Origin of the sequence: Murinocardiopsis flavida (assembly GCF_003014485.1) — a bacterium.
GTDB classification, from domain to species: Bacteria; Actinomycetota; Actinomycetes; order Streptosporangiales; family Streptosporangiaceae; genus Murinocardiopsis; species Murinocardiopsis flavida.
In genome coordinates, this window is the sequence record NZ_PYGA01000041.1 from 22,410 (window position 1) to 33,137 (window position 10,728).

At 71.0% G+C, this 10,728-nt stretch carries 6 protein-coding genes; 4 read left to right on the plus strand and 2 right to left on the minus strand.

The window, feature by feature from the left end:
• Nucleotides 1–49 precede the first annotated feature (49 nt).
• The 3 genes from CLV63_RS32055 (at nt 50) to CLV63_RS32065 (ending at nt 7,235) form a co-directional block, all read left to right on the plus strand.
• Nucleotides 50–1,471, plus strand: coding sequence for a lanthionine synthetase C family protein (locus CLV63_RS32055; protein ID WP_170134403.1), 1,422 nt, complete (start codon nt 50–52; stop codon nt 1,469–1,471).
• The gene (locus CLV63_RS32060; protein WP_106587006.1) at nt 1,468–4,797 is read left to right on the plus strand and encodes a lantibiotic dehydratase; all 3,330 of its coding nucleotides are present in this window, start codon (nt 1,468–1,470) and stop codon (nt 4,795–4,797) included. Before CLV63_RS32055 ends, CLV63_RS32060 begins: the two co-directional genes overlap by 4 nt.
• Before the next feature lie 452 nt (nt 4,798–5,249).
• Nucleotides 5,250–7,235, plus strand: a complete 1,986-nt coding sequence (locus tag CLV63_RS32065; protein WP_106587007.1) for a serine/threonine-protein kinase — start codon at nt 5,250–5,252, stop codon at nt 7,233–7,235.
• 165 nt (nt 7,236–7,400) lie between these two features.
• Here the strand turns inward: CLV63_RS32065 and CLV63_RS32070 are convergent, their stop codons facing one another.
• The gene (locus CLV63_RS32070) at nt 7,401–8,252 is read right to left on the minus strand and encodes an alpha/beta hydrolase (RefSeq protein WP_106587008.1); all 852 of its coding nucleotides are present in this window, start codon (nt 8,250–8,252) and stop codon (nt 7,401–7,403) included.
• A gap of 414 nt (nt 8,253–8,666) precedes the next feature.
• Between CLV63_RS32070 and CLV63_RS32075 the strand changes: the two genes are divergently transcribed.
• A complete protein-coding gene (locus tag CLV63_RS32075; protein ID WP_106587009.1) occupies nt 8,667–9,647 on the plus strand; it encodes a GntR family transcriptional regulator in 981 nt (326 codons plus the stop codon).
• Between the two features lie 31 nt (nt 9,648–9,678).
• On the opposite strand, the gene CLV63_RS33365 is transcribed toward CLV63_RS32075, so the two are convergent.
• Nucleotides 9,679–10,728, minus strand: a 1,050-nt coding sequence (locus CLV63_RS33365; RefSeq protein WP_245929275.1) for an OmpA family protein, incomplete at its 5' end; no start/stop codon positions are given.

Genomic DNA, 10,728 nt, shown 5'->3' on the forward strand with positions numbered 1-10,728 from the left:
GCCGAAAAGGCCTGAGAGAGGGAACGACGGAGCTATGGAGTCTCGTTCCGTGGGGAAAGTGACCGACGACGAGGTTCTGCGGCTGGCTCGCGAGCTGGCCGACCGGCTCGCGGAATCGGTCGGCGACGCCGCGGCGAAGGCCGACCTCGCCGACGGTGCCCCCGGCATCGCGCTCGCCCTCCGGTATGCCGCCGAAGTCTTCGACGACGACCGTTACTTCAAAGAGGGCCGGATCCTCCTGCGGCGCACCGCCGAGGCGAGTGCCGCCGCTCCCTTGCTCGCGCCCGGTCTGTACCTCGGCACCGCAGGTGTCGTCTGGGCGGTGACCGAGTACGCCCGCCTGGAGCCGCGCTACCTCCCGACGCTCGCCACGATGACCGACCGGCTCGCCCGGCAGACGCTGGCGATCACGCTCCACACCGCCGCGGGAAGCGTCGCCTCCCACGATTACGATGTCATGGGGGGTGCGGCAGGCTGGCTCGCCACGCTCCTCAAGGCAGCGGACGTCCTCGGCGGGCGCGCGACGGACGCGACCAGGGAGGCCGCGGACCGCCTTGCCGACTACCTGGTGGAACTGGCCCAGGATGACGGCGGCAGGCTCAGGTGGTTCTGCGCGCCCTCCCATTTCCCCAGCATTCCGGGCCCCGACGGACAGCCGACGCCCCTCCCGGGATACGTGACGCGGTTTCCCGACGGCGTGTACAACCTGGGATTCGCCCACGGGCCGCCGGGTATTCTCGCGGCCCTCAGCCACCCCGACACCGGCCACGCGACCGGCACCGGGGGCGGAGACGCACGGCCACACCGAATACGGCAGGGAATCCGCGCCCTCTCCGGGACGCTCGGAGCGCTGCGCATCGACGGCCTCGACTATCCGGCGTGGCCCAACTTTCTGCTGCCCCACCCGGACTCCGGGCGCCCCGACACCGATTCTCCGCAGGTACCGGCCAGAAGCGCGTGGTGCTACGGGGCGCCCGGTGTCGCCGCGTCCCTGCTGTCGGCCTCGGCGGCCTGCGAGGACCCGGAGCCGGCCGACCTCGCAATAGCAACGCTCCTCGGTGTCGAACGCACCCCTGCCGAATATCAGCGCATCAACTCACCCACGCTGTGCCACGGCCTGGCCGGACTGCTGACCATCTACGGCCGCGCCGCCGCACAGACGGGCGTGCCGGACCTGTGGCGCATGCACGACGACTTCCTGTCGCGGATGTGCTCGCACGCGCACCCGGACCACCCCTACCTCTTCCCCGACTACGACCCGTGGGGAGGGCAGGAGCACCGCCCCGGCCTGCTGACCGGTGCCGCCGGCGTCCTGCTCGCCCTTCTCGGCACCGTGTCCGACGCGGCGGCCGAGTGGGACGAATTGCTGTTCCTGACTCCCAGGCCACCGCGCGGGGACGAACCGGCCAGGACCGAACCGGGCGGGACCGAGGCGGCACCGAGGGTCGACCGAGGCGTTGGGGAGCCATGAGCGAACGAGCCGCCGAAACCTACCGGGTCAGCGGGTTCTTCATGCTGAGGGCGCCGGCCCTGCCGGCACGCCCGATGCTCGAACTGCTCAGATCGCTCCCCGTGGCCGATGGCGCCGCCGTGCACGGAGGCGCCGCGCACGGCGACGCCTGGCAGGACGCCTACGCGGATCAGCTCCTCAAGCTGTGGTTGACACCCGGCGTGCCGGACGCCGTACGGGCCGCCTCGCCTCATCTGGCCGACGCCGTCGAGCGCTTCGACGGCCTCACCGGCCGGAACCGGCGGAAGGCCGTCCGCGGCCTCAGCCGCTACCTGAACCGGATGAGCTTCCGTTCGACACCGTTCGGCCTCTTCGCGGGCGTGACCGCCGGCGTGTTCGGCGAGGAGCAGAGCACCCGGCTCGGGCATTCCGCCCTCGGAACCGCCCGCGCACGTGCGGACTCCGGGTGGGTCATGCACCTGGTGAAGCGGCTCGCCTTCGGCGCCGAGCGCCCCCGCGAGCTGCGGGTGCGGCGCAACGACCTGCTCCACTCGGCCCGCGGCCGGGTGTGGCTGTCCACCGCCGAGGGTTACGGAATCAATGACAGGGCCGCGGCCCCGCACGCCGGAGGGCACGGCGACGAGGGGCAGACCGCCCCCAAGGGCCGGCGCTCCGTCAGCGTGCAGCTCACCGCGCCGGTACGGTCCGTGCTCGACCACACCCGTACGCCGACGACGCTCGGCGACCTCGCCGACGTGCTTACCGAGGCGTATCCGAACGCCGGCGCCGAGCGGATCGCGGCCCTGCTCGACGGCCTTTTCGACAGCGACATCCTCATCACCGCCGACCGCCCCCGCCTGCTGGTCCCGCCGACCCGTGGCACGGACCGCAACGACTCCCTGTTGCGTTCGATGCTGCCGCCGGTCACCGACCCCGCCGTAGCACGGGCGATCGACGGTGTGGAGGCCGCGATCAGCGCGTTCAACCGGGGTGAGCTCCCGATACCGGAACTGCTCGGGGCGGCGAGCGCGCCGATGCCCGACACCATCGCCGGCCACTCGGGCGCCGTCCTCCAGATCGACTCGGCGCTGAACCTCGACGCGCCGCTGGTCCTCCCCCGGCCGGTGGCCGACCTGGCCGAAGCGGCCGCCCGTCTGTTCCTGCGGGTGGGAGCGGAAGACCGCTACCCGCAGCATCTCAAGGAGTACGCCGACGCGTTCTCCGAACGGTACGGCCACCGCTCCGAGGTCCCCTTGCTGGAGGCGCTCACCCCGGAGACCGGCCTCGGCCCGCCGCGCAGGTACCGCTCCCCGGGGCAGGCGTACCCGCTGCCCGGCGTCGTCCAGTCGCCCGCGGACCGGTCGGAGCGGCCGGGCGAGCCGACCCGGGAAGCCGTGCTGAACCGGATGGCCGCCGGGGCACTGGCCCGCCGGGAGCTGAGCGTCCAGCTCGACGACCGGCTGCTCGACGAACTCGCCGAAGTCTCGGCCGACGAGGACGACCACCGGCCGCCGATGCCAGTGCTCGATCTGCACCTCGCCCTTCAGGCACCGGGTCCGGACCGTGTTCACTGGCGCGCTATCTGCGGCACTGCCGGGGTGATGATGGGCGGTCGGACCTTCTCCCGTTTCCACGATCTCCTCGACGACGGGACCCAGGCGTCGCTGCGTGAGCTCGCCGCCGCGGAGGAGCGGCGCCAGGGCGACGCGGTCTGCGCCGAGCTGTCCTCCCTCCCCCAGGACGCCCGGTCCATCAACGTCACGATCCGTCCCGTCGCGCACACGTGGGAGCTCCCGGTCAACGTCACGCCCGGCCGGGACGAGGACCACGTGATCCGGCTGGAAGACGTCCTCGTCGGCGTGGCCGACGGAAAGCTCTACCTGCGCAGCCGCACGCTGGGCCGACGGCTGCACGTCACCGACCGCACGATGCTCAACTGGACCGGCGCGCCCGACCCGTGCCGGTTTCTGCTGGAGGTCTCGCAGGCCCTCTCGGGCACGGTCTCCTGGTTCAGCTGGGGAGGTCTGGGCTGGAGCATGCCGTTCCTGCCCCGTGTCGAGCGGGGCAACCTGGTGCTGCGCCGGGCGCGGTGGCGGCTGCGACCCGGCGAACTCACGCCGGCCCCCGGCAGCCGCGGCAACGGGGAGGGAGGGGAGGGAGACGGGCCGGCCGCGTTCGCCGACGCCGTCGACGCCTGGGCCCGGACGTGGATGGTCCCCCGCCTGGTCAACATCATCGACAACGACAACACCTTGCTGCTCGACCTCACCAGCGCCCCTTCCCTGCGCGAGCTGCACGACAGCCTGGAACAGGCTCCGGCTGACGGGATCACCCTGGAGGAGGTCCTGCCGGCACCCGACGAGGGCCTCCTGCGGGATGCCGCCGGTGAACCGTACGCCTCCGAGATCGTGGTGCCCCTCGTACGGACCAGCGAGGACCCGGGCCGCGTGGCCCGGCACATCCGGCCCCGTCCGGTCCGCGACACCGCCGATCCCGCCGCACGGTTCAAGCGGGTCGGCAGCGACTGGTTGGCCGTGAAGCTCTACGCCGAGCCGGACGCGCACGACACGCTGCTGGGCGTGGGCCTGGCCGGCCTCACCGCGCGGCTGTCCGAGGAGTACGGCGTGGCCGCTCCGTTCTTCCTGCGATACAACGATCCAGCCCCTCACCTGCGGGTGCGGTTCTTCGTGCCCGAGGAGGCCGCGCGCCCCGACGTCCTGCGCGAGGTGACGGCCTGGGCGTACGGCCTCGCCCAGGGAGGGCACATCTCGGACCACGCCTTCGTCAGCTATCAGCAGGAGGTCGAGCGGTACGGCGGCCCCGAGCTGATCGCCCACGCCGAGGAATGGTTCCGGCAGGACAGCGCGGCCGTCGTCCAGCTCCTCCGGCAGCTGCGCGCCTCCGGAACCGGGCTGCCGGGCCTCGGCCTGGACGCGTCCCAGGAACGTGCCGCGCTGGTCGCACTCACCCTCGACCGGCTGTGCGCCCACCTGGTCCCCGAGCCCGAGGCGTGCCACGCCCTCGCCCGGCTCGCGGCGGTCCGCAACGCCGGCGGCGGCCTGTACCGAACGGCGGGGCGCAGCCTGTGGACCGCCCGCACCGAAGACGGCCCGACCCGCGAACTGCTGGACCGGGCCTCCGAGGTGTGGCGCCCTGCCGCGGAGCAACTCGCCCGCCGGATGGCCGAGCTCGAGCGGAGAGGCGAACTCCGCGCGGATCGCGGTGACATCGTGCTGGCCCTGCTGCACATGCACTGCAACCGGATGGGGTTGCGGCCCACCGAGGAGGCGGACTCCTACGGGGTATGGCGCCGCCTCCTCGACCGGGCCGCGCACGCCTCCCACTGAGCAACGAACCCGGTCACCGCACCGAGGACGCGATTCCGCGGCGCTCGCGCCGACCTGAAACTGCTCCGTGGCGACTGGAGTCGGGTATGTGCAGACGTCGAATCGGGAGGACACGTATCATTGCAAATCCGTTCCGACTCGATTGATCTGGATTCTCCAATTCCTGATATTGAGAATATGCAAGTGAAATCCGCATGCTCGACCCATTGCCTGACGTGCATGATTCCGAATTTCGACTCTCTGCGAACAGTGCAGGAAATCTCCGCGAGCGCCGGGTCCCGGTGCGCTCGGCTTGTGCCCGGCGGTTTCATGCCTTTCTGAAGGACGTCCTCCCCCTGCGGGCGGCGGGCAGTGGTCCGGTGGCCGTGTTGCGGGGGAGTTGCTAGGTTTATCCGCGTTGCGCGCCGGATTCGGCGACTGCTCCCACAGGTGGTGCACAGAGCGGAGTGGCGATGCCGGAGGTCAGTGAGCGGGTCGGCCCCTTCCTCCTGGTGCGCGAACTCGGCACCGGCGGGTTCGGCGCGGTCTATCTGGGCGAGGACGCCTCCGGGCGGCGGGCCGCGGTCAAGCTGCTCCACCCCCACCTGGCCAAGGACCCCCAGGTGCGCCGCTACTTCACCCAGGAGCTGACCAACGCGCGCCAGGTGCAGGGCTTCTGCGTGGCCGAGATCCTCGACGCCGACTCGGAGTCCGCCCAGCCATGGCTGGCCACCGAGTACATCGACGGCCCCACACTGGGCCAGGCCGTGCGCGAGCACGGCCCGCGCACCGGGGGCGACTTGCAGCGCCTGGCGGTACAGACCATCACCGCCCTCGCCGCGATCCACGCCGCCGGGGTGGTGCACCGCGACCTCAAGCCCGCCAACATCCTGCTCGGTGCGGACGGTCCGCGGGTCATCGACTTCGGCATCGCCCGCGCCCTGGACGCCGACACCGCCTCGGCCACCCAGATCGGCACCATCGGCTACATGGCCCCGGAACAACTCGAAGGCACCACCCTGGGGACCTCGGCCGACCTCTTCGCCTGGGGCGCGGTCATCATCCACGCCGCCACCGGGCACAACGCCTTCCCCGGCCCCACCCAGGCCGCCCGCATCAACCGCGTGCTCAACCACCCGCCGGAGACCGGCGACCTCGCCGACCCCCTGCTGGGCATCGTCCTCGCCTGCATGGCCAAAGACCCCGCCCAGCGCCCCACCGCCCGCCACGTCTTGGACCTGCTGCTCACCGGCAGCGCACCCGCAGCCGGCCCCTCCCCCATTGCTTCCACCCCCGCGGTGGCTGCCCCCTCCCCCGTTGCCGCAGCCCTCGCGGTGGCTCCGGACGGCCAGGGCGGCGAAGACGCCCCCGACCCCCGGCCCCAGGGCGTCCCCGCCCCGCCGCTGCACCCCGCCCCGTGGCCCGCTGCTCCGTGGCCCCCCGCCGTGGTGCAGGGAGGCGCCCTCGCGGTGGGGCGGACGACCGGCGCACCCGGGACGAGGCTGCGCCCCCTCCTGGGCATCCTGGCCGGCACCACCGCGGTCATCGTCCTCGCCGCGGGGGCGTGGTTCTGGTGGCCGCAGAGTGAACGCCGCACCTTGACCGGACACGACCGCCCGGTCATGTCGGTGGCGTTCAGCCCCAAGGGCACCACCCTCGCCACCGCCAGCGGCGACGGCACCGCGCGGCTGTGGGACACCGAATCCGGTGCGGCGACCACCACCCTCACCGGGCACGACGAACCGGTCCGCGCGGTGGCCTTCGACCCCGACGGCACCACCCTCGCCACCGGCGGCGCCGACCACGCCACACGGCTGTGGAACACCGACAGCGGTAAGGAGATCCACGCGCTCGAAGGACACGAGAGCACGGTCTACACGGTGGCGTTCAGCCCCGACGGCGACCTCCTCGCCACCGGCGGCGGCGACACCGTGATGCTGTGGGATCCCGACACCGGCAAGGAGGCCGCCACCCTCACCGGTCACGGCAGCTGGGTCGAGGCGGTGGCGTTCAGCCCCGACGGCAGCACCCTCGCCAGCGCCGGCAACGACAAGACCGTGAAACTGTGGGACACCGAGACCGGTGCAGAGACCACGACCCTCACCGGGCACAGCGACCTGGTCGGCGCGGTGGCGTTCAGCCCCGACGGCGACCTCCTCGCCACCGGCAGCAGCGACAACACCGTGAAACTGTGGGACCCCGCCACCGGCGAAGAGACCACCACCCTCAAGGCACACGGCAGCTGGGTCGACGCGGTGGCGTTCAGTCCCGACGGCAGCACCCTCGCGACCGCCGGCAACGACGACACCGTGAAACTGTGGGACCCCGCCACCGGCGAAGAGACCACCACCCTCGCCACACCCGACGACCCGGTCACCTCGGTGGCCTTCAGCTCCGACGGCAGTACCCTCGCCACCGCCGGCCGCGACAACACCGTCAAACTCTGGGACGTCCCCTGACCGGACCGCCCCTCGGCCGCGCAGGAGGCGACCCGCAGTGTCCATAGGCATCTCCGCATGTCAGGGGCTTTTTTTCCGGTCTCGGGGACGGCATCAGGCCGATCTGCGCCCGACTCCTCCCGCCGGAAACCGGCAAGAAGCACACGTGCCTCAACCCGAGCACACTCAGCGCTCGCCGAGGCCGTCCAGGATGGCGACCAGTTCCTGCGACTGGGGCAGGAAGTGCGGGGAAGCGACCGAGTGCACGTCGAACGGGTTGTCGGGGGTAAGGCGGTCCGCCTCGGCGATGAACCGGTCCTGCATGACGGGTGGCAGGAACCGGTCCTCGGTCAGCCGGATGTAACTGCGCGGGACCGTCCCCCAGGTGTCGGCGTGGCCGCGCGCGTCCGCCACGGTGACGGCGGTGGGCTCGTCCGGCTGCACCATCTGGTGCAGGGCCCGTGACTGCTCAATGCTGGAGGTGTGCGCGTTGAGCCGGCGGAACGCCTCCTCGAAACGGGGGTCGGCCGACCTCCAGTTCATCCGGGAGACGCCCTGTTGGTCGCCGCCCACGATGAAGGGCAGGTTCATGACCTGCATCGCCTCTTCGGTCAGCAACTCGGGGATCGACATGTAGTCCACCATCGTGGGCTTGTCGATGCAGCAGAAGGCGCTGATATAGACGAGGCGCTGGATCCGTTCGGGAATCCGGTTGGCCGTCAGGCTGAGGCTGACGCCGCCCTGGCTGTGCCCGACGAGGACCACCGGGCCGTTGGCGTGTGCGCGGGTCACGACGCTTTCCACATGGTCGGCGTAGTCGTCGGCCGTGAGCTTGGCCAGTGGGGAGGGCTCGGTGGCCATGGCCGCGAGATCCTGGCGCTGGTAGGACTCCGGGATGTAGGCGTCGACCCCGTGTCCGGGCAGGTCGACGGCCAGCGTTCGGCGCCCTCGCAGGGCCAGCTCCTGCATGGTCCACGTCCAGTGGTGCGCGTTCGAGTGCGTTCCGTGCACAAAGACGTACGTCGGTTGCTGCGACATGGCGAGTATCCGTTCGTGTTCGGTTCCGGGGGGAGCCGGTCGGCACCCCGGGGCGTGCGGTCGGTGCACCGGAGGCACACGATTTCGGCTCAGTGCCTCGAAGCACCTCGCAACGTCGGCCGGATGCCTTGAGGCACGGCGGCGTCTGTGTCCGTGCCGTTCATGGCGGTCACCGCACCGATCATTTGCGGTTCGTCCCGTTCCGATTTTCCGCCCGCAATTGAGCGTACGGCATAAACACCGAAAACATGACCCTCGCCGGCTCTTTCACACGAAGAAGTGCACTAGGAAATCGGAGCCTGCATGAACGTGACTTTCGGCGTTCCGGACACGGGATCTCGCGTCGATCAATGGTCAAGCACACGGTAATGTGCACTAGTGCTGCAAGAAAATCCGAACAGGAATGGGATCGGAATGAATGGCGCCGCGTCAGACCAACCCCCGTACGCGAAGGTCGCAGCCGAAATCCGCGAGCAGATCAGGTCCGGACGGCTGCGTCCCGGCGACCGGGTCCCCTCGACGAGAGAGATCACCCGGCGGTGGGGGGTCGCGATGGCAACCGCGACCAAGGTCCTCGCGGCGCTACAGCAAGAAGGGCTCGTCCGCTCGTCGCGCGGCGCCGGCTCGGTCGTGGCCGACACGACCCATACCGGGACGCCGCGGTCGGCGCGGGAACGGCACGATCCCGCGAAGGCCGTCCGCACCTCGCCGCCCGGTGCCCCGGAGACCGTGCTGGACCATGCGGCGATCGTCCGCGCAGCGATCGCCGCCGCCGACACAAGCGGCATCGACGCGCTGTCCATGCGGCGGGTCGCCGCATCCCTCGGCGTCAGCGCGATGGCGCTGTACCGCCACGTGCCGAACAAGGACGAGCTCATCCGGGCGATGGCGGAGACGGTCTTTCGGGATCACCCCATGCCCGGCCCGCCGCCCGCTGACTGGCGCGAAGGAATAGCGACGGCAGCCCGCCTGGAGTGGCGGATCTACCGCCGGCATCCCTGGGTCGCGAAGCTGGTCTCGGTCTCACGGCCGCTACTGGTGCCCAGCGGGTTCGAGCACACCGATTGGCTGGCTCGGGTCATGGCTCCGCACACGCGGGACCGGAACGGGGTCATGTACGCGGTCATCGTGGTGACGGTCTTCGTCCAGGGCATGGCCGCCCAGTTGGAACTCGAAACCGAGCAGGAGCAGGAGACCGGGGTCAGTGCCGCCCAGTGGTGGGACGTGCGGCAACCCATGATGGACCGATTGGAGCAGCAGAGTCCGATCCCCACCCTGTTCGGCGGGGACGTGCCGAAGGTGCCCGACCTCGATGCCGCATTCGAGTTCGGCCTCGCCCGCTTACTCGACGGTTTGGCGTCGTGGTTCACCGCCCCGGAAGACGATTCCGGCTAGACAGGCCCGCCACGTCGCCACGGCGCGGGTGCTATTCGATGGCGACGCCCTTCATGGCGGGCAGGCGGTCGCCGGTGACGTCCACGGTCGTGACGTTCTCCGGCACGATCATCAGGTTGGTGAACTCCCCGGTGGACTCGCCGGGTTGGAGGTAACTGTCGATGTCGCTGCACGCGCAGGCGAGCAGGGCGTCGGACTCGCCTTTGGGCACGTAGCCGGCGGTGCCGTACTCGCGTTCGGTGGCGGGGTCGCGCAGGGACAGGCCCGACGGCGGTGTGAGCAGGTAGGTCCAGGGGTCGGCGGTGTCGACGGGGGTCCAGTCGCCGATCTCCTCGGTGTCGTCGTTGGTCACGGTGTAGGTGAGCATGACGACCTCGCCGGCCAGGCGCCGCAGGCCCGTGAGCCGCACGGTGGCCTTCTCGTCCTCGGTGGTCTTCGCGCTGAACTCCGTGGCGGGCTTGCCCTTCGCACCCGACCCGGCGCCGGGCGAGGGTGCCGTGTCGGGCTTTGCGTCCTGGGGGATGGTGACGGTGACCCTGCGGTTGCGCTGCCGGCCCTCCTCGGTGTCGTTGGAGGCGATGGGCTCGGCCGAGCCGTGTCCGGTCGCGGTGAAGGCGACCTCGGTGTCGGTCAGGTCCTCCAGCGCGGTGCGCACCGCTTCGGCGCGCTTGTCCGAGAGGGGTTTGTTGATGGCGTCGTCGCCGGTGCTGTCGGTGTGTCCGGCGATGTCGACCTCGGTGGCGCCATAGCCGTCGATCTCGGCGGCGGTCTCGGCGAGGATGTCGGTGGCCTTGCCGGTCAGGGTGGACTCGTCGACGTCGAAGAGGACGTCGGCGTTCAGGTTGATGTTGGTGCCCGCGGCGTTCTCGACGATGTCGTCCTCGGGTGAGGTGGTGTAGCCGGTGAGGTCCCACGGGTGCGGTTTCGCGCCGTTGTCCAGGGCGGTGTCGGGGTCTTCGACGCCGAGCGCGTCCAGGTCGGGTGTTCCGGGGCTGATGGGCACGTCGATGAAGAGGCCGGACATCGCGGTGTAGAGGGTGGCGTGGCTCGCCTCGGCTGCGGGGGCGGGCATCGCGGCGGC